Genomic DNA, 22,478 nt, shown 5'->3' with positions numbered 1-22,478 from the left:
CGGCTCCGATCGCTCGGCGTGTAACATCCGGGGAATGCGAACGGCGCACGTACGCGAGCTCGTCGAGCGTTGGCGTGATGACCCGGGCGGCACGTACCGGACCTGGTTCCTCTGGGAGGAGCGGCTCAAGAACTTCCGGTCGATCCGCCGCGGCATCGCCGTGGTCGTGAATCAGATCGAGGCCGGGACCTTCGGGACCACGTACAAGGGCTCCGCGCTCGAGACGGTCGTCGGCTCCATCGCCGAGCAGCGGCAGATCTTCAAGGGGGCGGATCACGCGTTCCTCTGGAAGCCGAAGCTCCGGATCCCCGACATCTACGAGGACCGCGAGAACCAGCTCGCGTTCGGGCGCTTCCTCGACACCTGCGCGTGCTGCACCGGCGAGGAGCAGGTCCTCGCGGCGATCCGGCGGCTCGACGAGCGCCGCATCAAGGGGCTCGGCCCCGCGGCGGCGAACCTGCTCTACTTCCTGCACCCCACGATCGCGGTCCCGTTCAACACGGCCATCGTGAGGGGGTACGACGCCCTCACGGGCTCCAAGGTGAAGCTCGGGCGATGGGACGAGTACCTGGCGATGCGCGCCGGGGTGCTGAGGCTCAACGCCGAGCACCAGGCGCTCTTCTCGAACGATCTCGGCGCGATCGCCGGGTTCCTCTTCGACGTCGGGTCGGGTCGGTACCCTTTGCCGTCGCGCGACGGGGACGAGGCGGCGGAGGGCGCGTGGCGCGCCGACCTCGCGCGGGTCCGCGAGGAGTCGGAGCGGGAGCGCAGATCGCTCGAGGCGGTCCGGGAGGGGGATCGGACTCACACGGAGGTCCAGGGCTGGCTCCGGGATCTCGGCCGTGCGCTCGGCTTCGACGTGTGGGTCGCAACCAACGATCGAACGCGCGCGTCCGGCGCGGGTCGGCTCGCGGACGGGTGCCTGGAGTCGCTGCCCGCCCCGCTCGCGGCGATCGACTCCGTGCCGCTCATCGACGTGCTCTGGCTCGAGCGTGGGAGCGACCGCGCGGCGGCCGCGTTCGAGGTCGAGCACACGACCTCGATCTACTCCGGGATCGTGCGGATGCTAGACCTCGCCTCCGGGGCCGCGCAGGCGGTCCGTGGTCTGTACCTCGTCGCGCCCGACGCGCGGGAGGAGGACGTCCGCAAGCAGCTCGCGCGACCGGCCTTCCGGCGCATCGGCGATCTCGCGGTGAAGTACCTGCCCTACAGCGCGCTCGAGCAGCACCGCGAGTCGATGGCCCGCTTCGGCGAGGGGTTGAAGGCCGTCGACGCGGTCGCGCGCGCGCTGGGCTAGGCGGGCGACCGACTTGCGCTCGTCGGTCATGCGAGCGTCCTCGTCGCGCCCGTGTTCACGGCCGGCGCGCTCGCTGCTCTCGCGGCGGCGCTGACGGCGATCGTCGCCGCGCTGCGCGATCCGTTCCTGCTCAGGATCCGTGAGCCCTCCTCCACGCGCACGGGGAGCGCGGCCGCGACCGGACGTTCCCGACGTTCACGGAGAGGGCCGGGAAATCGCTCGCGCTCGGGGAGGCCCAGCATCCGCCTGATCGGCGGGCAGCCGGGGGCTCGCGAGCTGACGGCTGCGCGGTGTCGCTCGTCGCGGCCTCGCGCGCTGGCGCCGTCGTGGCTCGGTTCGGCATTGCTGTTGCAATACAAACAGAGAGTGCGCCTCGCGGGCGCGGCCCAGCGAGAAGCTCGGCCGAGCACGCCAGGAGGTGAGCCATGGACACGGCATTTTGCAGGGTGACCGCGTTCGTGAGGATCGAGCGGCTCTCGACGGTCGAGCGAGCGCTCCAGGCGATGGACGTCCGAGGCGTGTCCGTCTCGCGGGTCAAGGGGTACGGCGAGTACGTGGACTTCTTCGCGAACGACTGGATGGGCCAGCACGCTCGTATCGAGGTCGTCACCGGCTCCGCTCGCGCTGCAGCGGTGGTCGACGCGATCCTCGCCGCGGCGAGCACGGGTACGCCCGGCGACGGCATCCTCACCGTCACGCCGCTGGAGAGCGTCTGGCGGATCCGGACCCGGCGCGGCGCCGAGGCGGCCGATCTGTGACGAAACAGTCAGGGCTCGCCACGCGACCTCCTCCGTATCGAGAGCTAGAGGAGGTACGCGTTCGTCGCGTACTCCAGCACCATGCGGTATGTGTTGAAGAACGACGCGTTGAGAGCGATCACGGACCGCATCATGGCGGCCCACCGCTCCGGGGCGTGCTGGAACGTCTCGAGGACGATCGGGAGCTTCGCGTACAGGTCCGCTGCATCGTCGGCGTCGGTCTCGGTCCCCGCCTCCGCGCGACCGATCGACCAGCCGGTCACGCCCTCGACGTGCCCTTCGATCCACCAGCCGTCGAGGATGGACAGGCTGGGCACGCCGTTGTGGGCCGCCTTCATCCCGGACGTCCCCGAGGCCTCCATGGGGCGCCGCGGCGTGTTGAGCCAGAGGTCAACGCCGGCGACGAGAAGCTTTGCGAGCTCGACGCCGTAGTCGGGCAGGTAGACGACGGGGATCTCCTCGTCCAGCTCGCGCGCGAAGCGCATCACGCGCCGGATGAGCTCCTTCCCGCCCTCGTCCCTCGGGTGCGCCTTCCCGGCGTACACGAGCTGCAGCGGCCCCATCCGGCGGATCGCGCGCAACCGCGCGAGGTCCGAGAAGATCAGGTCCGCGCGCTTGTAGGCCGTCGCGCGGCGCGCGAACCCGATGGTGAGCGCGTCCTCCGAGAGTGTCCGCCCTGTGAGCCGCTTCACCTCCATCAGGAGCGATCGCTTCGCCTCTCCGTGTGCGCGCCAGAGCTCCTCCGCGGGAATGCGCATCGCCTGGCGCAGGAGCGTCGGCTCCTCGCGCCACCCGGGGACGTGCCGGTCGTACAGGATCCGGAACGGCTCGCTCGTCCAGGTGACCGAGTGCACGCCGTTCGTGACGCTGGAGATGGCGTACTCGGGGAACATCCCCTGCGAAACCTCCCGGTGTCTTCGCGCCACGCCGTTCACGTGCCCGGCGAGGTTCAGGGCGAGGCGCGTCATGTTCAGGCGGTCGCTGCCCGAGAGCATCTGGAGGACGGCTCGCGGGACCGGCTCCCCGAGGACGCGCGCGACGAGATCGTGGTCGAACTGGTCGTGGCCAGCCGGCACGGGGGTGTGGGTGGTGAAGACGACCTGCTCGCGGACGTCGTCGAACTGCGCCGCTGCGCCGTGTCGTCTGAGCAATTCGAGCGCACGAGGCTCGCATGTCCCTCGTTGAGGTGGAACTTGCGGATGGCCGAATGGCCGAGGCTGTCGAGCATCCGCACGCCGCCGATGCCCAGGACGATCTCCTGCGCGAGCCGGTAGCCGTCGTCGCCACCGTACAGGCGGTCCGTCAGATGGCGATCCGCTTCGGCGTTCTCCGGCAAATCGGTGTCGAGGAGCAGGAGCGGTACCACGCCGCGGGCGCCCGGGATGTCGTACTGCCAGGCACGAACCTGGACCGTCCGGCCTTCGATCGAGAGCTCCACGCGAGCAGGGAGCGCGCGGAGGCGGCGCTCCGGCTCCCAGGTCTCCTCACGTTCGACCTGTCCGCTCGCCTCGTCGAGCGCCTGGGAGAAGTAGCCCTTGCGGTGCAGCAGCGTGATCCCGATGAGCGGGAGCCCGAGATCGGCGCAGGATCGCAGCGTGTCCCCGGCGAGGACGCCCAGGCCCCCGCTGTACGTCGGCATGCGTGGATCGATCGCGACCTCCATCGAGAGATACGCGACCTGACGCGGCCGCCCATTCGCGTCCGCACGCGCGAGACCCCCGGCGGCGTAGGCCTGCGGGTTCCACCGGAAGACGTGGCGGCAGTACTCGGAGCAGAAGGAGTATCGCGTCCCGTCCAGCTCGAACGAAAGTGCGCGGGCGGGGTCGACCGGCATCCCGCACACGGGGTCCCTGACGCTCGCGGCCATGTTCGTCCCTCCGGCTCGTGCAGCAGCTCGGGCGCGACCTCGGTCGTCCCCGTCAGGACGAGAGCGGTCGCCCCTCACGTTCGGCCTCGCGGAGCTCCCGCGCCTTCCACAAATAGTAGACGGCCGGATAGACGAGGAACTCCATCAGCACGGAGGTGACGATCCCTCCCACCATCGGCGCCGCGATGCGCTTCATGACGTCCGCGCCCGCCCCGCCGCTCCACATGATCGGGAGGAGGCCCGCGATGATCGTGACGGCGGTCATCATCTTGGGCCGGACACGCTTCACCGCGCCGTGATCGATCGCCTCCCTCAGATCGGCGAGCCCGCGCATCCGTCCCTGCCCACGCCACTCCTGGTACGCCACGTCCAGGTAGAGGAGCATCACCACCCCGGTCTCCGCGGAGAGCCCGGCGAGCGCGATCATCCCGACCCACACGGCGATGCTCATGTTGTAGCCGGCCGCGTAGAGGAGCCAGACGGCGCCGACGAGCGAGAACGGCACGGCGAGCAGGACGATCGCGGTCTTCGTGAGCGATCGGGTGTTCAGGTAGATGATGACGAAGATGATGAAGAGCGTGAGCGGGACGACCACCAGGAGCTTTGCCTGCGCCCGCTGCATGTACTCGTACTGGCCGCTCCAGGTCAGGGTGTACCCCGCTGGAACCTTCACCCGCTCGGCGACGGCGCGCATCGCGCGCTCGACGTAGGTCCCGACGTCGGTCCCGGTGATGTCCACGTAGATCCAGGCGTTCGGGCGCGTGGCCTCGCTCCGCACCACCATCGGCCCGCTGGTGAGCCGGACGTCGGCGAGCTGCCCGATGGGGATCTGCTGCCCCGACGGCGTACGGACGAGCACGCGTCGCAGCTCCTCGGGGTCGTCCCGCAGCTCCCTCGGATAGCGAAGGTTCACCGGATAGCGCTCGAGCCCCTCGACGGTGGTGGTGATCGTCATCCCGCCCAGGGCCGTCTGGATCACGTCCTGCACGTCGCCGACGGTGAGCCCGAACCTCGCCGCGGCGGTGCGATCGATGTGGAAGTCGATGTAGTTGCCACCGGTCGCCCGCTCGGCGAACGCGCTGAGCGTCCCCGGTACGGTTCGCACGACCGCCTCGACCTCCCTCCCGATCGACTCGAGCACCGCGAGATCGGGGCCGGCGACCTTGATGCCCACCGGCGTCTTGATCCCGGTGCTGAGCATGTCGGTGCGCGTCTTGATGGGCATCGTCCACGCGTTGGTGACGCCCGGGAACCGGATGGCCTGGTCCATCTCCCGCACGAGGCGCTCGGGCGTCATCCCCGGACGCCACTCCCCCTCCGGCTTGAGCTGGATGGTCGTCTCGACCATGTCGAGACCGGCCGGGTCGGTCGCCGACTCCGCGCGCCCGATCTTCCCGAGCACGCGCTTCACCTCGGGGAAGGTCCGGATGATGCGGTCGGTCTGCTGCAGCAGCTCGCGGGCCTTGGTGATCGACATCCCCGGGAGCGTCGTGGGCATGTACAGCAGGTCCCCCTCGTAGAGCGGCGGCATGAACTCGGAGCCGAGCTTCAGGAACGGGACCACCGTCACCGCCACGACCGCCGCGGCCGCGAGGATGATCCAGCGGCTGTGCGCGAGGACGAACCCCACCACCGGGTGGTACGCGCGGATGAGGAGCCGGTTCAGCGGGTTCCGCTCCTCGGGGAGGATCCGCCCGCGGATCCAGTAGCCCATGAGGATCGGGGCGAGCGTCACCGAGAGCGCCGCGGCGGCGGCCATCGCGTAGGTCTTCGTGAACGCCAGCGGCCGGAAGAGGCGGCCCTCCTGCGACTCGAGCGTGAACACGGGGATGAACGAGACGGTGATCACGAGCAGCGAGTAGAAGAGCGAGGGGCCGACCTCCTTCGACGCGTCCAGGATCACCCGCCAGTGCTCGCGACGCGCTTCCGGAGGCTTCGACGCCTCCCGCTCGATGTGCTTGTGCGCGTTCTCGATCATGACGATCGCCGCGTCCACCATGGCGCCGATCGCGATCGCGATCCCACCGAGCGACATGATGTTCGCGTTGATCCCCTGGAGCCGCATCACGGCGAAGGAGATCAGGATCGCGGTCGGGAGCGTCAGGATCGCGACGAGCGCGCTCCGCACGTGGAGCAGGAACACGACGCTGACGAGGGCGACGATGATCGACTCCTCGACGAGCTTGCTCCGCAGCGTCTCGATGGATCGCTCGATCAGCCCGGAGCGGTCGTACATGGGCGTGATCTCCACGTCCGCCGGCAGCCCCTGCCTGAGCTCCTCGAGCCTTCGCTTCACCCCCTCGATCACGCGGAGCGCGTTCTGGCCGTAGCGCATCACCACGATGCCGGCGACGACCTCCCCTTCGCCGTTCGCCTCGGTGAGCCCCCGCCGCATGAGGGGGCCGAGCGTCACGTCACCGACGTCCCGGACGAAGATGGGCGTGCCGGTCCTCGGGTTCACCATCACCGGGATCGCCTTCACGTCCTCGACGTCGCGGATGTAGCCGAGCCCGCGGACCATGAACTCCTTCTCCGACAGCTCGACGACCTCGCCGCCCACGTCGTTGTTCGACCGCGCGATCGCCGTCTCCACCATCTCGATGGGCACGCGGTAGGCGAGCAGCTTCGCGGGATCGACGGTGACCTGGTACTCCTTGACGAAGCCGCCGATGCTGGCCACCTCCGCGACGCCAGGGACCGAGGCGAGGCCGTACTTCAGGTACCAGTCCTGGTACGAGCGCAGCTCCTGGAGCGAGCGCCGATCCGACGTCACGGCGTACTCGAACACCCAGCCGACGCCCGTCGCGTCCGGTCCGAGCGTCGGGACGACGTCCCGCGGCAGCCGCTTCTGCGCGTAGTTGAGGTACTCGAGGACGCGGCTCCGCGCCCAGTACATGTCCGTCCCGTCCTCGAAGATGACGTACACGAGCGAGTAGCCGAAGAAGGAGTATCCCCGCACCACCTTCGAGCCCGGCACGGAGACCATCGCGGTGGTGAGCGGGTACGTGACCTGGTCCTCGACGATGCGGGGCGACTGGCCGGGGTATTCGGTGTAGACGATCACCTGCACGTCGGAGAGGTCGGGGATGGCGTCGACGGGGGTCTTCAGGAGCGAGTAGGCGCCCCACCCGGCCAGGGCCGCGATCACGAGCAGGACGAGGAACCGGTTCCGGACCGAGGCCTCGATGATCTTCTGCAGCATGGGGGCCTCCCCGCGTCACTCCGTCCCGTGCCCAGCGTGGTCCGAGCCCGCCGCAGCGCCCGCTCGGTGCGGACCGGGGCCGCCGTGTCGCCCCTGGACGCCCGGCTGAGGCGCTGGAGCGGGCGACGGCCCGGCGGCGCCGCCCGCCTGGTCTCCGGTCATCGCCGCGACCGCAGCGCGCAGGTTGCTCTCCGAGTCGATCAGGAACTGCGACGAGGTGACGATCCGTTCGCCCGCGCGGACCCCCTCGAGGATCTCGACCCACCCATCGGCGGCGACGCCGAGCTTCAGCTCGCGCGGCTCGAACCATCCGCCGCCGAGGGAGACGATCCCGACGGCCCGCTCGCCGGTGCGGATGACGGCCTGCTCCGGGACCGCGACCGCCTCGCGGACGATCGGGGATCGGATGATCACGGTCGCGAACATGTCCGGCTTGAGCTGGACGCGCCGGCCCGGGTCGCGTAGCTCCACGCGCACCTTCACGGTGCGCGTCTCGCCTGCGAGCGTCGGGTACACGAAGGTCACGCGCCCCTCGAGCGACGGCCCAGGCGCATACGGGAGCGTCACCGACGCTCGCTGGCCGACCGCGACCCATGGCAACTCGTACTCGTAGACGTCGGCGAGGACCCACACCGTCGAGAGATCCGCGATCCGGAAGAGAGGCATGCCGGGCGTCACATGGGCGCCGGCGACGACCGCCTTCTCGACCACGTACCCGTCCGCCGGGGAGCGGAGCGTGAGCGCCTTGGAGCTGAAGCCGCGCCGTTCCAGGGCGCGAATCTCGGAGTCGGGGACGTCGAAGTAGCGCAACCGCTGACGCGCGCTACGAACGAGCGCGTCCGCCTGGGCGCGCAATTCGACGGAGCTGCTCGCCGCGAGCGCGCCGCGATGGCGCAACGCGAGCAGGTACTCCTCCTCCGTGGAGTACAGCTCCGGGCTGTAGATCGACATGAGCGGATCGCCGCGGCGAACCGGCTTGCCCGTGTAATCGACGTATAGCCGCGTGATCCAACCCGCGATCTTGGCGTTCAGGTTGTAGAGTCGCCGCTCGTCGTAGGTGACCTGCCCCACGGTCCGGATCACGCGTGCGAGCGGGCGGGAGCGGACCACCTCGTCGCGGACTCCCGAGCTCTGCGCCATCCGCGGCTCGACGTAGACGCCACGCTCCGTGGCCCCGGCTGGTGGGGCGGCCGTGCCCTCGTACACCGGCACGTAGTCCATCCCCATCTCGTCCTTTCGCGGAACGGGCGAGGTGCGGGCTGGGTTCATGGGGGCGCGGTAGTAGAGCGGCTTCCGCGGTCCTGCGACCGGTGGGCCGCGCGGCCGAAGCAGCGTGACTCCGGCGACGACGCCCGCGGCTGAGCTCGCGAGCGCGACTGCGAGGATCAACGCGCTGCGCTTCATGGGCCGCCTCCAGGATCGCCCCCCCGAGCTTCTCACGGCCTGAGCTTGCCCTGGTCGGCCGGCGCTCCTCGGGCCGATGCTCCGAGTTACGCGTCTTGCATCGGGGATGCTGGTCCCATTTCGTGTCCCCACCGAATGCAGGGCTTCTCCCGGACGCTCGGGAGCTCGACGCGCCTCACACGCCGCCTCGTCGAGCGCGGCCGGAGCGCTCGACGGATTGAAGACCATGTCGCAGACCGGATTCCGCGCGACAAGCGGGCGCGGACGCGTCCAGGCGGCGGGCCGCCTCGGGGGGCGCCGTCGAGAGAGGCGCCGGTCAGGTCGAGCGTGAGGGCTGCACTCGTCGTGCCGGCTCCCCGTGCCGTGAGGGGCTGGATTCACGGAGCTCGCCGCACGTCGGGGTCGCGCGGCACGGTCATGGCGTGACCATGGGGGTCACACAGCGCCCCGCGATTCAGCGGCGCATGCCGCAGGTCACGGAAACGCAGGGGGCCCCGAGCCTGAAGGGCTCGAAGGACCCTAGATCCTGACCGGAGGCGCGATGGCAGCCGCCGGGGCTCATTCGGAGCAACTGGTCCTCGTCGTCCTGCTCCTGCTCGTGATCGCGTTCGGCGCGCTCTCGCGCAGGCTCGGGGTCCCGTACCCCATCGTGCTCCTCGTCGGCGGCCTGGCCGTGAGCTTCGTCCCCGGCCTGCCGCGGCCGGCGCTCGATCCCGGCGTGATCTTTTTGGCCGTCCTGCCGCCGCTGCTCTACGCCGCCGCGTGGCACACCTCGTGGCGGGAGTTCTCGCGCGACCTCGCGGAGATCGCGTCGCTCGCCGTCGGGGTCGTCGCCCTGACGGTCGCGGGCGTCGCGCTGACCGCGGGCTGGATCCTCCCCGGGCTCGACGGGCGCGCCGGGTTCGTCCTCGGCGCCGTCGTCGCCACGACCGACGCGATCGCCGCGACGTCGATCGCGCGGCGCATGGGGCTGCCGCGCCGGACCGTCGCCCTGCTGGAGGGCGAGAGCCTCGTGAACGACGCGACGGGGTTGCTGGCGCTCGAGCTCGGGATCGCGCTGCTCGTCCGGGGCGCGGCGCCGTCGGTCGGGTACGCGCTGCTCCGGCTCGGGTTCCTCGTCGTGGCGGGGATCGGGGTGGGGCTGCTGCTCGGGTGGGTCGTGGACTGGGTCGAGCGCCGCATCGACGACGGGCCCATCGAGATCGCGATCAGCATCCTCGTGCCCTACGGCGCGTACCTCGTCGCCGACGCGATCCACGCGTCGGGGGTCCTCGCCGTCGTCACCGCGGGCCTCTACCTCAGCCGCAGGAGCGCGCGGTTCTTCTCACCGGAGGTGCGGATTCAGGCGTACGCCGTGTGGGACGCCCTCACGTTCATCCTCAACGGCATGGTGTTCGTGCTGCTCGGGCTCCAGCTCCCGGTGGTCCTCGCGGGGATCCGCGACCTCGGGCCGGGGCGGCTCGTCCCCGCCGGCGCGGCGCTCGGCGCCGTCGTCATCGGGCTCCGGCTGCTCGGCGTGATCCCGGCCGCGGGGCTCGCCGCGTGGATCCGCCGCCACGTGCTGCGGCAGGAGGCGGCGATGCCGCCCCCTCGCCAGCTCTTCGTGCTCGGGTGGGCCGGCATGCGCGGCGTGGTCGCGCTCGCCGCGGCGATGGCGCTCCCGGTCGCGACGGCGGGCGGCGCGCCGTTCCGGCAGCGGAACGCGATCGTGTTCCTCACGTTCTGCGTCATCGTCGCGACGCTGCTGCTCCAGGGGCTGGCGCTCCCGCCGCTCGTCCGCGCCCTCGGCCTGGAGGGCTCGGCGGGGCCCGACTGCGAGGAGCCCGAGGCGCGCCGCATCGTCCTCGAGGCGGCGCTGGCGCGCCTGGACGAGCTCCGCGCGTCGGGGCGCGACGGCCCGGTGCTCGAGGCGATCTACGACGACGTGGGCGAGCACTACCGTCACCGGCTGGCGGCCCTGTCGCGCGCGCACCCGGCGGGCCGCGGCGCGGATCGTCCGCCGCCCCGCGGGCGGAGGCGCGAGGTGCTCCGCGAGCTGCTCCGCGCCGAGCGCGAGGCCGTCATCCGTCTCCGCGACGAGCGCCGGATCAGCGACGAGGTCCTGCGGCGGATCGAGCGCGAGATCGATCTCTCGGACGCGCGCCTGCCGCCCCTCGCGCGGTAGCCGCGGGGATCGGGCCTCACCCCGCCGACCAGACGACGGCGAGCATCCGCGACGGCGCGTCGCCGAGCCCGCGGAACAGGTGCGGATGGGTCGCGTCGAGGTAGGCGCTGTCGCCCGGGGCGAGCGTGGACCGCTCGCCGTCGTAGAGGAGCTCGATGCGCCCCTCGAGCACGTAGACGAACTCCTGGCCGTCGTGCGCGAGCGGCCGCGCGTCCGTCACGCGGGGATCGAAGGTGAGGAGGAACGGCTCCATGCCGTGGCCGGGGGTCCCGGGCCGCGTCAGCATGCGGTACGTGTAGCCCTGGTCGGTGTCGCCCTGGTCGTAGCCGACGCCGACCGCGTCGGCGCGGCAGATGGCGAGGGCGTCCGAGGTGGACGCGCCGCCGTGGAGGATCCCGCCGAGCCGCGATCCGAGCACGCGCGAGAGCTTGATGACGACGCCGACCGAGGGCGCCTCGCGCCCCTCCTCGAACGCCGCGAGGCGATCCACGCTCAGGCCCGCCAGCGCGCACACCTGCTCGCGCGTGAGCCGCTGGGCCTCGCGCAGCCTGCGGATCCGCTCGCCGATGTCCCTCTGCATGGCGTCCTCCGCGTGGGTTCAGGCCTCGCGCTCGGCCGGGAGGATGCGCCCGCTGGCCGCGCGGAGCTCGCGCCAGCGCCGCGCGATCGCCGGCGCGAGCCGCTCGGCGGTGATCCCCGAGCGCTGGAACCGCTGCTGGAGCGAGAGGTACAGCTCCAGCGCCTCCCGCGAGAAGTCCGGCTCGACGTTCACGACGAGCTTCCGCCCCTCGACGATCTCGACGACCGGGTAGAGGCCGGAGCGCACCGCGAGGCGCACCAGCTCGATCCCGAGCGCGGGCTCGGACTTCCAGCCGGTGGGGCAGGGCGAGAGCGCGTGGAGGAACCGGAACCCGGTCGCGTCGAGCGCGCGGCGCACCTTCCGGATCGCGTCCTGCGGGTGGGCGATGGAGAAGGAGGCGGCGTACCGGACGCGGTGCGCCGCCATGATCGCGAGGAGGTCCTTCTTCTCCTCCGGCTTCCCGGCGGGCGTGTTCGTGGTGCTCGCGCCGGCGGGCGTCGCGGAGGAGCGCTGGCCGCCGGTGTTGCCGTAGATCTCGTTGTCGTAGCAGACGTACAGGACGTCCTCGTCGCGCTCGGCCGCGGCCGAGAGGCTCGCCATCCCGATGTCGTAGGTCCCGCCGTCCCCCGCCCAGCACACCACGCGGGTGCCGTCGCCGTTGAGCCGCGCCACCCGCGAGAGCCCGGTCGCGACCGCGGCGGCCGCGCCGAACGTGGTGAGCACCGTCGGCACGCCGAAGGACGTCGTCGGGAAGGGGCCGGCGGTCACCGCGGCGCAGGAGGCGGGGACGACGAGCTGGAGGCGCCGGTGCTCGACGGCGCGGCCGAAGAGCTGGAGCGCGGAGGACATCCCGCAGCCCCCGCAGTTGCTGTTGCCGGGGCGGAGGAGCGGCGTCGGGCGAGTCTCCGCGGAGGGGCCCGCGACGGTCGAAGGTTCGCTCATGCGCCGGTCTCCATGAGCACGGGCCGCCCCGCGGCGGTGCGCGCCGCCAGGTCCGCGGCGACGGCCGCCACGTGCTCCGGCCGGACGTCGCCGCCGCCCACGCCGATGACGTACCCCTGGACCACCGCGCCGGGCTCGGCGAGGCCCCGGACCTCTCCCCACAGCACGCCGCCGAACCCGAGGCTGAGATCGCGGTCGATCACCGCGATGCGCCGCTTGCCGCGGAAGATCGCGGCGAGCTGCTCCGCCGGGGACGGCCGGAAGGTGCGGACCCGGACGGCGCCGAGCCGCTCCCCGCGCGCGCGCGCCTCGTCCACCGCCCGCTGCGCGGTGACGGCGATGGTGCCCATCGAGACGACGAGCAGGTCGGCGTCCTCGGCGCGGTAGGGCACCACCGGGTCGGCCGGGCGGCGCCCCAGCTCGCGCTCGAACGCGTCCTGCACCTCCCGGTACACCTCGAACACGCGCGCCATGGCCTCGTGGTGCTGGGCCCGGTGCGCCTCGGCCACGCCGGGCACGTCCACGCCGCCGAGCGCCCGGGGCGTGTCGCGGAGCCGGGCGGGGAGCTCGAGCGGCGGCAGGAAGCGGTCCACCTCCTCCTGCGAGGGGACCTCGGTCCGGGTCGTCGTGTGCGAGAGCACGAACCCCTCCTGGCAGACCAGCACCGGCAGGAGCACCCGGTGGTCCTCGGCGAGGCGGTACGCGCAGAGCACCGTGTCGAGGACCTCCTGGTTGTCGGCGCAGTAGAACTGCACCCAGCCGCTGTCGCGCAGCAGGAGCGTGTCGCCGTGGTCCGCCCAGAGGTTCCAGGGCGGGCCGAGGGCGCGGTTCGCGGCGACCATCACCACGGGGAGCCGCAGCAGCGCCGCCGAGACCACGTTCTCCGCCATGAGCGCGAGCCCGTTCGACGACGAGGTGGTGAAGGTGCGGGCGCCGCTCGCCGCCGCGCCGATGCAGACCGCCATCGCGCTGTGCTCGCTCTCGACCCGCACCACCTCTCCCTTCTCGAACTCCTGGTTGCACAGGAGCTCCATGCACTCGGTCGAGGGGGTGATCGGGTACACGCCGCTGCAGAAGCCGCGCGCCGTCCGGTTCGCCCGCCCGGCGAGCGTCGCCGCGAGGGCGGCGGCGTGGTTCGCGCTGATGAGCCGTCCGGCCATGATCACCTCGCCTCCGCGTCGAGCGTCATCTCCATCGCCCGCCGCGGGCACTCCGCCACGCACACGCCGCACCCCTTGCAGAAGGCCTCGTCCACCGCGTAGCCGTCGCCGCTCCGGCTCACGACGCCCTCGGGGCACGACAGCAGGCAGGTGTCGCAGCGCGTGCAGCGCCCGCACGAGAAGCAGCGCTCGGCCTCGGAGGCGTCCTCGAGCCCGCCGTTCACCTCGGCGAAGCAGCGGGCGCGGTCGGCGGCCGCCGCGTGTCGCTCGGGACGCGGCCGGCGCACCTCGAAGTGGCTGAAGCGCACGTGCGCCGGCGTGACGCGGTCCTCGGCCGGCGCAGCGCGCTCGGCGGGGACGGGCGCGCCCTCGACCGCGGCCAGCGCCCGGGCGGCGACCCGCCGGCCGCTCCCGATCGCGTGGGCGACCGTCCCGTCGCCGGTGGCCAGGTCGCCCGCGAGCCACACGTCGGTCGGTCGCTCCCCGTCCATGCAGCGGCCTCCTCGCACCGACCAGCCCGCCGGGACGAGGGCGGGATCGGGGCCCTGCCCGAGGGCGAGGAGCACCGCGTCGCAGGCGAGGTCGCTCGCGCGCCCGGTGACGACCGGGCGGCGGCGGCCGCTCGCGTCCGGCGCGCCCGGCTCGACCTCGGCGAGCGTCACGCGCGCGACCGCGCCCCCGCCCGCGAAGCCGACCGGCTGCCGGTGCGTGAGGAGCGCGACGCCCTCGGCGAGCGCCTCCTCGACCTCGGTCGGGATGGCGGGCATCTCCTCGCGCCCGCGCCGGTAGGCGATCGTGACGCGGGCCGCGCCGCAGCGGAGCGCGGTGCGCGCGCAGTCCACCGCGGTGTTGCCGCCGCCGACGACGACGACGTGGCCGCGGAGCGTCGGGCGCTCGCCGCGTCTCACGGCGTCGAGGAACCCGAGCCCGTCCCGCACGCCGCCGAGCGACGCGCCGGGCGCGTCGAGCCGGGCGGGCCGCGGCAGGCCCGCCGCGAGGATCACCGCGTCGTGGTCGGCGGCGAGCGCGCGCACGCCGGGGCCGTCGATCGCCACCCCGCACCGCGCGTCCACCCCGGTCGCGAGGACGCGCGCGACGTCGCGATCGAGGACGTCGAGGGGGAGCCGGTAGGCCGGGATCCCCGTGCGCAGGACGCCGCCGAGGCCGGTGCCGGCCTCGAGGAGGAGCACCTCGTGGCCGGCGGAGCGCAGCGCGAAGGCCGCGGACAGCCCGGCCGGGCCGCCGCCGACCACCGCGAACCGGCGCGGCCGCGCGGCGAGCGGCGCCCGCGCGCCCGCGTCGGCGAGCCGATCGCCGATCCAGCGCTCGAGCGCGCGGACGTTGACCGCGCCGTCGTAGGCGGCCCGGTTGCAGGCGGCCGCGCAGGGCGCCGGGCAGACGCGGCCGCAGACGGAGGGGAGCGGCTGGGTCGCGAGGAGGAGCCGCGCCGCCGCCTCCACCCCGCCGGTCCGGAGCGCCTGGACGAAGCCGACCACGTCGTTGCCGGCGGGGCAGGCCGCGCTGCACGGGGCGACGTGGCTCCGGTATCGCGGCCGCTGCGTGCGCCAGGTGCCTGTCGGGAGCGCGGTGGGGACGTCTCGCACGTGCTCCGCGAGGCCGAGGACCGGGCGCGGCGGCGCCGGGACGCGCGGTGCCGGGGCGATCGCGCCGGGGCGGGGCGGGCGCACGGCGACGGCGGCGTACGCCTCGCGCGCGGCGCCGAGATCGCCGTCCATCCCCAGCGATCGGAAGGCGCGCTCGACGACCGCCCACGGCAGGTCCACCGCGCGGGCGTACGCGCCGGCGACGGTCGTGTTCACGATCACGAGGGCGGCGGAGCCGATGCCGTGACGGCGCGCGATGGCGGTCGCGTCCACGGCGGCGACGCGGAACGCATCATGACTCGACGTGAAGGCCGCGAGGCCGCGCGCGGTGTTGAGGAGGAGGAGCGCCCCGGGCCCGGCGCCGTCCAGCACGTCGTCCCCGGAGCCGCTGGGGAGGAGGGCGGCGTCCAGCACGAGGAGGTGGTGCGGGCGGTAGACCTTGTTCCGGTTGGTGATCGGCGCGAGGTCCACCCGGGTGAAGGCGCGCACGGGCGCGCCGGCCCGCTCCGAGCCGTAGTCCCCGAACGTCTGCACGTGTCGCCCCTGCTCCGCGAACATCGCCGCGAGGAGCTTCGCGCAGGTCACGCCGCCCTGGCCGCCGCGCCCGTGGACGCGGATCTCCAGCGGCAGCGGGGACGCCCCGGTCGGGACGTTCCAGTGCGGGCGCTCGCTCATGCCGTGAAGAGCGAGCAAACGGCGGGCCCGCGCGGTAGCGCGCACGACCCGAGTGATCTCCGTGGCTTGAAGTGAAGGCAGCGCGAGATCCTGAAAGCCTTTTCATGCTAATCGTTTCAGCCGCACCTGGGAGCGGGAAGCGTCCGCGCCTGCGACGAGGAACACGTCCGCTAAACGGCCGATCATGATTCGCGAACGGACAGCGGGGAGGGGCCCCACCGCAGGTGGGGAGGGGCAGCGCCCCTCCCCGCGGGACAGCGCGCGCCAGCGCGCGTGGGCCCCGCGGAGCCAGGGGTGGGGCCCCGGCGACCCTTCGACGAGCTCAGGGTGGACGGGGCGGGGGCGCAGCCCCCGTGTAACCTGGCTAAACGAGGGCGCGAGGCGCGACACCGAAGGTGTTCGCGAATCGCGAACCCTCGTTTAGAGGAGCCGCATGGCGATCGCCCCGACGAAGTCGCTCGACCGGCTCGAGGCGCTCCTCGGCGCGATCCTCGAGGGGAGCGTCCCGGTGGACGGCACGACCTTCCGGGATCTCTCCGAGGTCCGGGCGCTCGCGGGAGAGCTGCACACCGTCCGTGATCTCCGCGAGCTGTCGGAGGCGATCGTCCGGTGCTCGCAGGAGGCCATCTCGATCTCCGACGCGGCGGGGCGCACCGTGCTCGTGAACCCCGCCTACACCAAGCTCATGGGGCTGACCGAGGCGGAGGTGCTCGGCCGCCCCGTCACCGCGGACATCGCGGAGGGCGAGAGCGTGCACCTGCGCGTGCTGCGCACGCGCGAGGCGATCCGAGGGGCGCGGCTGCGGGTCGGGCCGCACGGGCGGGAGGTGATCGTCAACGCGGCCCCGTTGATCGTGGGCGGCGAGCTGCGCGGGAGCGTGGGCGTCATCCGGGACGTGTCGGAGATCCAGCGGCTGTCGGCCGAGCTCGCCTCGGCCAGGCGGCTGCTCCGCAAGCTCGAGCCGCGGCGCTCGTTCGACGACATCCTCGGCGATGGGCCGGCGATCACGCGCGCCAAGGAGCTCGCGCGGAGGGCGGCGCGCACGCCCGCGACCGTGCTCCTGCTCGGCGAGAGCGGGACCGGCAAGGAGCTCTTCGCGCACGCGATCCACGACGCGAGCGATCGGCGCGAGGGCCCCCTCATCCGCGTGAACTGTGCGGCGATCCCGGAGGGGCTGCTCGAGAGCGCGCTGTTCGGGTACGAGGGGGGCGCGTTCACCGGCGCGCGCGCCCGCGGGCAGAAGGGGCACTTCGAGGAGGCGGAGGGCGGGACCCTGTTCCTCGACGAGGTCGCCGAGGCGCCGCTGGCGCTCCAGGTGAAGCTCCTCCGCGCCCTGCAGGAGCGCGAGATCGTGCGGGTGGGCAGCAGCAGGCCGGTCCCGGTGGACGTCCGGCTCGTCGCCGCCACGAACGCGGACCTCGCGGCGCGCCTCGCGCGCGGCGCGTTCCGGCGGGACCTCTTCTACCGGTTGAGCGTGATGCCCATCCGCCTGCCGAGCCTGCGGGAGCGCCGCGAGGACGTCCCCCTCCTCGCGCGGGAGCTCCTCGCGCGGATCTGCGAGGAGTACCGGGTGGCGCCGGTGGATCTGACGCCGGACGCGCTCGCGCTGCTCCAGGCCTCGGACTGGAAGGGGAACGTCCGCGAGCTCGAGAACGTCCTGCGCCGCGGCGTCATCGACCGGCCCCCCGACGCGAGCGTGCTGCGCGCGTCGGACCTCGTGCTCGAGGACGCGGCGCCGGGCGTCGAGGCCGGCGCGCCGGCCGCGGGCGGTCCGCGCCCGCTCGCGGCGCTCAGGGCCGACTGGGAGCGGCAGCTCCTGCGCGCGCAGCTCGCGCGCAACGGCGGGAACCGCGAGGCCACGGCGCGCGCGCTCGGGATCACCGCGCGGAACCTGTACTACAAGCTGCGGCGGTACCGGCTCGGGTGAAGCCGCTGCCGGCGGCCGCCCACGTCGCCGCGGCGAGACCTCGGCCGCTCCGCGGGGCAGGCGCGGGGGAACCTCGTCCGCCGGCCGCCCGGTCCGACCCGCGCCCGGGCGTGCGCCCGCTCGCAAGGACGATCGCCCGGCGCGCGCGTGGAGGGCTGGGCAGCGGACCCTCCTTCGTGGTGTTCTCTCCTGCATGATCGCTCGCAGGTGGACCATCGGAGTGGTGGCGTCGCTGGCGCTGGGCACGGGCGCGGGGCTGTGGTGGACCCGTGACTCCGTCCCGGCGCCCACGCCCGAGGGCGCCGGGGCCGCGAAGGGCCAGCAGCGCCCCGCGGCCGGATCCCTGGCCCAGGCGTACCGGCGCGGGTGGGTGGACATGAGCCCGCTCCTCACGGCGCGGCGCATGTCGTCGCTCGCGACGACCCCCGAGGAGCAGGAGTTCGCGCGCCAGGCCGAGCGGCTGGCGGACCACTCCGTGGATCTCGCCTTTGCGGAGGCGATGCGGCAGGCGACCGACGAGCAGCCCGCGACGACCCCGCAGATCAAGGAGCTGGCCGCCCGGAAGGCGAAGGCGCAGGCGGCCGTCGAGGCCGATCAGCGCGACATCGACCGGCTCACCGCACAGGCGGCCGCCACGCCGCCCGCAGCTCCAGGAGAAGAAGGGGACCGCCAGCGGGATCGGCTGGAGGTGGCCCGGGCGCAGCTCGAGCTCGATCGCGACGAGCTGAACCTCGCCGCCGAGGACCTGGAGCGCGCCGGGGGCGATCCGCAGGCCCGCATCCGGCGGCTCAAGGAGGTCTACGACGCGGCGCAGAAGGAGCCGCGCGCCGTCGCGGCGGCCGCCTCCGGCGCCCCCGCCGCCGCGGTCTCCGAGCCGACCAGCCTGGCGGCGCGGCTCCGCGGGTGGACGGCGCAGCGGAGCAAGCGCGAGCAGCTCGCCGGCGCGATGCGGGAGGCGCGGGAGAAGGCGGCGCGGCTGGAGACGTGGCACGGGCGGCTCGAGCAGCGGATCGCGGCAGCGGCGCCGCAGCGGGAGGCCGCGCGGCAGGCCGCGGCGGGGATCGCCCAGGGGGACCCCCTGCCCGGCGCGGCGCCCGAGGCGAAGACCACGCTCGCGTCCCTGAAGCAGCTCTCGGCCGATCGGCGCCGGCTCACCGTCGTGGACCAGCGGATCCAGAACCAGCGGGATCTCGCGGACGTGTACTCGGAGTGGCGTGGCGTGGTGGAGACGCGCGCGCGCTCGGCCCTGCACGCGGTCCTCCTCCACGTGCTCTGGCTGCTCCTCACCGTGGCGGCGATCACCGCCGCGTCGGTGGTGGCGGACCGGCTCGTGCGCCGCATCGAGGGCGACGACCCCCGCGCCCCGACGCTCCGCACCGTGACGAAGGTCGCGATCCAGCTCGGCGGGGCGCTCGTCGTCCTGTTCATGATCTTCGGCGCGCCCGCGCAGGCGACGACCATCATCGGCCTCGCCGGCGCGGGGCTCACGGTCGCCATGAAGAACTTCATCGTGGCGTTCTTCGGCTGGTTCGTGCTGATGGGGCGCAACGGGCTGCGCGTCGGCGACTGGGTGGAGATCGAGGGGGTGGGGGGCGAGGTCGTGGAGATCGGCCTGCTCCACACGGTGCTCCTCGAGACCGGGAGCTGGACCGACGCCGGCCACCCGACCGGCCGCCGGGTGTCGTTCGTGAACAGCTTCGCGATCGAGGGGCACTACTTCAACTTCTCCACCTCCGGGCAGTGGATGTGGGACGAGCTCCGGGTGCTGATCCCGTCGGGCGAGGATCCGTACCCGATCATCGACGGCGTCCAGAAGCTGACGCAGCGCGAGACCGAGGCGAACGCCAAGCTGGCGGAGCAGGAGTGGCGCAAGACGACCACGCGTTACCGCGTGCGCTCGTTCTCCGCGGAGCCGGGGATCAACGTCGTCCCGACCAGCGCCGGGGTCGAGATCGAGGCGCGCTACATCACGCGGGCCTTCGAGCGGCACGAGACCCGGCGCAAGCTCTACCAGGCGGTGTTCGAGCTCATGCACGGGAAGCGCGGCGGCGGGGAGCTCGCCGGCGCGGCGGGCTGAGAGCTTGTCGAAGAATTCGACGAGCTCTCAGGCCGACCCGCGTGAGCGGGGCGGCGGGTGGGGTGAAGCGCCCGAATTCACTTCGGGCGCGAGGGGCGGGCGACGGCCCGCCCCTCCTGGATGGTCAAGGCCCGTCGATTGTTCGACGGGCCGATCCCTCGCCCCGCCTCCCTGGCTCCCCGTGGAGCGGTCGCCCGTTGATGATCAGGCGGCTCCCTGACGGGGGGCTGCGGCGCTGGCCGCGGCGCCGAACACATTGAGGGGAAGGCCGCGGGGCGCCGCGGCGGCGGAGGGGGGATGGGGCTCGCGAGCTTCCTCGACGGCTTCACGCGCGTGCTGCGGGACAAGGCCCGCGCCGAGGGGGCGCTCCCGGCGTCCGCCCGCCACCTGACCGTGGACGGGGTCCGCGGCTGGCTCTTCCCGGTCACGACGGAGCTCGGCGACGCGTTCCGGCTGTTCCTCTACTTCGACGGCGCGGCCTACCAGGTGAAGGTCGTGGAGCCGGAGGTGGAGGGGCGGTTCGATCCGCACGCGTGCCACCTCTTGCCGGACGCCCGCATCTGCCTCTCCGCGGAGGCGGGGGCCGGGATGGAATCGCTGCAGGCGGCCTACGCCCGGAGCGTCGTCTGGTGCAACGGCTTCAGCGTCTACCTGCGCGACGAGCACTTCCCCTACTAGCAGCCCCCGCGCGCTCGCGCGGGTCCACCCGAGGAGGCAGCGATGGCCCAGACCGACGTTCTCGACCGGCTCCGCGACGCAATGCTCGACGAGCGTCGCCGGGCGGAGCCCCGCCCGGAGGAGGCCCGCCGCCGGATCTACGTCACCCCGAGCGGCCGGGTCGTCTTCGGCGACCCGATGGCGCCCCCCGACGACGCCGAGGAGCGGATGCTTTCGGAGGTGCACCCGGCGGTCTTCGCCGCCCCGCGGAGCTGATGCGTGTACGTGGCCGACTGGCTGCTCCGCGAGCTCGAGGCGGAGCTGGCCGTCCACCCTCCCGAGCGCGGCGGGGCGCTGCTCGGCCCGCGCCAGCGCCCGGTGCTCACGCACCTGGTCCCGGATCCCGGGGCGGTCGCGACCGCGATCTCCTACGCGCCCTCGCGCGCCCTCGCCGCGCGGGTCGTCGAGCTGGAGCGCGAGGCGGACCTCGAGCTCGCCGGGATCGTCCACTCGCACCGGGACGGGCTGGATCGTCCCTCCGAGCAGGACGCCCTGGAGCTCGCCGAGGGGCTCCGCCGCAACCCGCACCTCGCCCGCTACGCCGGTCCGATCGTCTCCGACCGCCGCGAGGACGCGGAGCTCGCCCCGCACGAGCTCCCGCTCCCGTCCGGCAAGATCTCGTTCTTCGCCGCCCACCGGACGCGCGAGGGCGGGGCGGAGCTCCGGCCGGTGCGCGTGCGGCTCGTGCCGCTCCTCCGCGATCTGGAGCGGGCGGCGGACGCGCTCGGCGGCGAGCGCCCGGCGACCTTCGTCTCCGACGCGGGGCGGGGCGCGCTGCTCGCGGGGCGGCTCGGGCTCCCGGGCGACCTCGAGCTCGTCGTGCTCGCGAGCGAGCTGTACCCGTCGCTCCCGCCCGCGGTGCTGTTGAGCGGCGCCGGCGACGCGACCGAGCAGCTCCAGCTCCCCTGGGCGCTCGCCGCGCCGGAGGAGGACCGACTCGTCGCGGCGCTGCGGACCGTCTTCGAGGGGCGTGGCCCCTACCGCCGCGCCCACGGCCCCCGGGGCGGCCCCGCGCTCACGCGCGACGAGGCGGTGGCGCGCCTCGCGGGGTGGGCGCCGCGCCTGACCGGCGAGGACCTCGAGGCCCGCGCGGGCGCGCGCCGCGCGGCGATCCTCTCCCGCGGCGCCGGCCTGCTCTCGAGCGCGCTGCGCGGCCGCTCCGCGCTGGTCGCGGGGTGCGGCTCCGTCGGCTGCTACGTCGCCGAGCACCTCGTGCGCGGCGGCGTGGGCCGGCTCGCGCTCCTCGATCCGGAGGCCGTCGAGGCGGAGAACCTCTCGCGGACGGTCTACACCGCCGAGGACGTGGGGACGCCGAAGACGGCGGCGCTGGCGCGGCGCCTCCTCGGCGTCGACCCCGCGGTGGAGCTCGCGCTCACGCCGTCGGCGGTCGAGGCGCTCGAGCCCGCCGCCCTCGACGCGCTCGTGCGCGGCGCCGACCTGGTGGTGGCCGCCACGGACGATCCGGGCGCGCAGCGCGCGCTGGATCGGTTCGCCTACGCGCGCGGGAAGCCGGCCCTCTTCGTCGGGCTGTACGCGGGGGCGCGCGGCGGCGAGGTCGTCGTGAGCGTCCCCGAGCGCACCGCGTGCTACCTGTGCGCGACCCGCAGCCGCCACGAGGTCGAGCGCGCCGGCGGGCGGGTGGCCCGCGAGGTGGACTACGGCACGGGCCGGCTCCGGGGCGAGATCGCGCTCGCGGCCGACATCCAGCACGTGGCCTCCGCCGCGGTGAAGCTCGCGCTGTCGCTCCTCCTGCCGCCCGGGAGCGAGGCCGCCCTGGGAGCCTTCGCGGAGGAGGTGCTCTCCTCCGGGATGTCCTACCTGACGCTCTCGACGGTGGCCGGCTACTGGTTCTACCCGCGGGTGTTCGGGGACACGCCGGGGCAGGGCCCGTACCAGGGGGTCTGGCTCACGCCGCGCCGGAGCGCGGACTGCCCGGTGTGCGGCCCGCCCGCGGCGCGGCGCGATCCGCTCACCGTGCCGCTGCGGCCCCCGCGGCGCGCGGCGTTCGCGGAGGTCCTCGACGCGGAGCGCAGCGGGCGCTGAAGACCGCGGCTTCGCGGCGCCGCGGGCCCCTGGCGCTTCGGGGAGCCCGCGGCGCGCCTGA

16 protein-coding genes are annotated in these 22,478 nt (G+C 73.7%); 8 read left to right on the top strand and 8 right to left on the bottom strand.

Annotated elements, in window-relative coordinates; translation table 11 throughout:
- Nucleotides 1-34: 34 nt before the first annotated feature.
- The gene (locus MNZ27_RS02150) at nt 35-1,297 is read left to right on the top strand and encodes a type II restriction endonuclease (protein WP_242392376.1); all 1,263 of its coding nucleotides are present in this window, start codon (nt 35-37) and stop codon (nt 1,295-1,297) included.
- Between the two features lie 425 nt (nt 1,298-1,722).
- A complete protein-coding gene (locus MNZ27_RS02145) occupies nt 1,723-2,055 on the top strand; it encodes a P-II family nitrogen regulator (RefSeq protein ID WP_242392375.1) in 333 nt (110 codons plus the stop codon).
- Nucleotides 2,056-2,099: 44 nt separating this feature from the next.
- Here the strand turns inward: MNZ27_RS02145 and glgP are convergent, their stop codons facing one another.
- Genes glgP through MNZ27_RS02125 form a run of 4 tightly spaced genes read right to left on the bottom strand, consistent with a single transcriptional unit; the run spans nt 2,100 to nt 8,528 of the window.
- Nucleotides 2,100-3,131 (bottom strand): alpha-glucan family phosphorylase, encoded by a 1,032-nt coding sequence (gene glgP / locus MNZ27_RS02140; RefSeq protein ID WP_242392462.1) that lies wholly within the window; start codon nt 3,129-3,131, stop codon nt 2,100-2,102.
- Nucleotides 3,026-3,922 (bottom strand): YHS domain-containing protein, encoded by an 897-nt coding sequence (locus MNZ27_RS23875; protein ID WP_242392374.1) that lies wholly within the window; start codon nt 3,920-3,922, stop codon nt 3,026-3,028. Before MNZ27_RS23875 ends, glgP begins: the two co-directional genes overlap by 106 nt.
- A gap of 52 nt (nt 3,923-3,974) precedes the next feature.
- Nucleotides 3,975-7,124, bottom strand: a complete 3,150-nt coding sequence (locus MNZ27_RS02130; RefSeq protein WP_242392373.1) for an efflux RND transporter permease subunit — start codon at nt 7,122-7,124, stop codon at nt 3,975-3,977.
- A gap of 15 nt (nt 7,125-7,139) precedes the next feature.
- A complete protein-coding gene (locus MNZ27_RS02125) occupies nt 7,140-8,528 on the bottom strand; it encodes an efflux RND transporter periplasmic adaptor subunit (protein ID WP_242392372.1) in 1,389 nt (462 codons plus the stop codon).
- Between the two features lie 541 nt (nt 8,529-9,069).
- On the opposite strand from MNZ27_RS02125, the gene MNZ27_RS02120 reads away from it, so the two are divergent.
- On the top strand, nt 9,070-10,692 hold the full coding sequence (locus tag MNZ27_RS02120; protein ID WP_242392371.1) for a Na+/H+ antiporter: 1,623 nt from the start codon (nt 9,070-9,072) through the stop codon (nt 10,690-10,692).
- A 16-nt stretch (nt 10,693-10,708) separates the two neighbouring features.
- Here the strand turns inward: MNZ27_RS02120 and MNZ27_RS02115 are convergent, their stop codons facing one another.
- The 4 genes from MNZ27_RS02115 to MNZ27_RS02100 are packed head-to-tail and all read right to left on the bottom strand — an operon-like array spanning nt 10,709 to nt 15,653.
- Nucleotides 10,709-11,272: a helix-turn-helix domain-containing protein gene (locus MNZ27_RS02115; protein WP_242392370.1), complete on the bottom strand. Its 564-nt coding sequence runs from the start codon at nt 11,270-11,272 to the stop codon at nt 10,709-10,711.
- A gap of 18 nt (nt 11,273-11,290) precedes the next feature.
- Complete coding sequence (locus MNZ27_RS02110) at nt 11,291-12,214, bottom strand: thiamine pyrophosphate-dependent enzyme (RefSeq protein WP_242392369.1); 924 nt, start codon at nt 12,212-12,214, stop codon at nt 11,291-11,293.
- Entirely contained in the window at nt 12,211-13,374 is a 1,164-nt protein-coding gene (locus MNZ27_RS02105; protein ID WP_242392368.1) for a hypothetical protein, read from the bottom strand. The genes MNZ27_RS02110 and MNZ27_RS02105 overlap by 4 nt, the downstream gene beginning before the upstream one ends.
- Nucleotides 13,375-13,376: 2 nt before the next feature.
- A complete protein-coding gene (locus MNZ27_RS02100) occupies nt 13,377-15,653 on the bottom strand; it encodes an FAD-dependent oxidoreductase (RefSeq protein WP_242392367.1) in 2,277 nt (758 codons plus the stop codon).
- A 433-nt stretch (nt 15,654-16,086) separates the two neighbouring features.
- Between MNZ27_RS02100 and MNZ27_RS02095 the strand changes: the two genes are divergently transcribed.
- The 5 genes from MNZ27_RS02095 (at nt 16,087) to MNZ27_RS02075 (ending at nt 22,417) form a co-directional block, all read left to right on the top strand.
- The gene (locus tag MNZ27_RS02095) at nt 16,087-17,580 is read left to right on the top strand and encodes a sigma-54 interaction domain-containing protein (RefSeq protein ID WP_242392366.1); all 1,494 of its coding nucleotides are present in this window, start codon (nt 16,087-16,089) and stop codon (nt 17,578-17,580) included.
- 193 nt (nt 17,581-17,773) lie between these two features.
- Nucleotides 17,774-19,657 carry a mechanosensitive ion channel family protein gene (locus MNZ27_RS02090; protein ID WP_242392365.1) on the top strand — a complete coding sequence of 628 codons (1,884 nt, stop codon included), beginning with the start codon at nt 17,774-17,776 and terminating at the stop codon, nt 19,655-19,657.
- Between the two features lie 297 nt (nt 19,658-19,954).
- Nucleotides 19,955-20,335: a hypothetical protein gene (locus MNZ27_RS02085; protein WP_242392364.1), complete on the top strand. Its 381-nt coding sequence runs from the start codon at nt 19,955-19,957 to the stop codon at nt 20,333-20,335.
- 42 nt (nt 20,336-20,377) lie between these two features.
- Entirely contained in the window at nt 20,378-20,590 is a 213-nt protein-coding gene (locus MNZ27_RS02080; protein WP_242392363.1) for a hypothetical protein, read from the top strand.
- 3 nt (nt 20,591-20,593) lie between these two features.
- Entirely contained in the window at nt 20,594-22,417 is a 1,824-nt protein-coding gene (locus MNZ27_RS02075) for a ThiF family adenylyltransferase (RefSeq protein WP_242392362.1), read from the top strand.
- Nucleotides 22,418-22,478: the final 61 nt, after the last annotated feature.

The organism is Anaeromyxobacter oryzisoli, assembly GCF_022690765.1.
GTDB classification, from domain to species: Bacteria; Myxococcota; Myxococcia; order Myxococcales; family Anaeromyxobacteraceae; genus Anaeromyxobacter; species Anaeromyxobacter oryzisoli.
The sequence above is the reverse complement of the archived record's forward strand: the minus strand, read 5'-3'. Positions and strand labels throughout refer to the sequence as shown.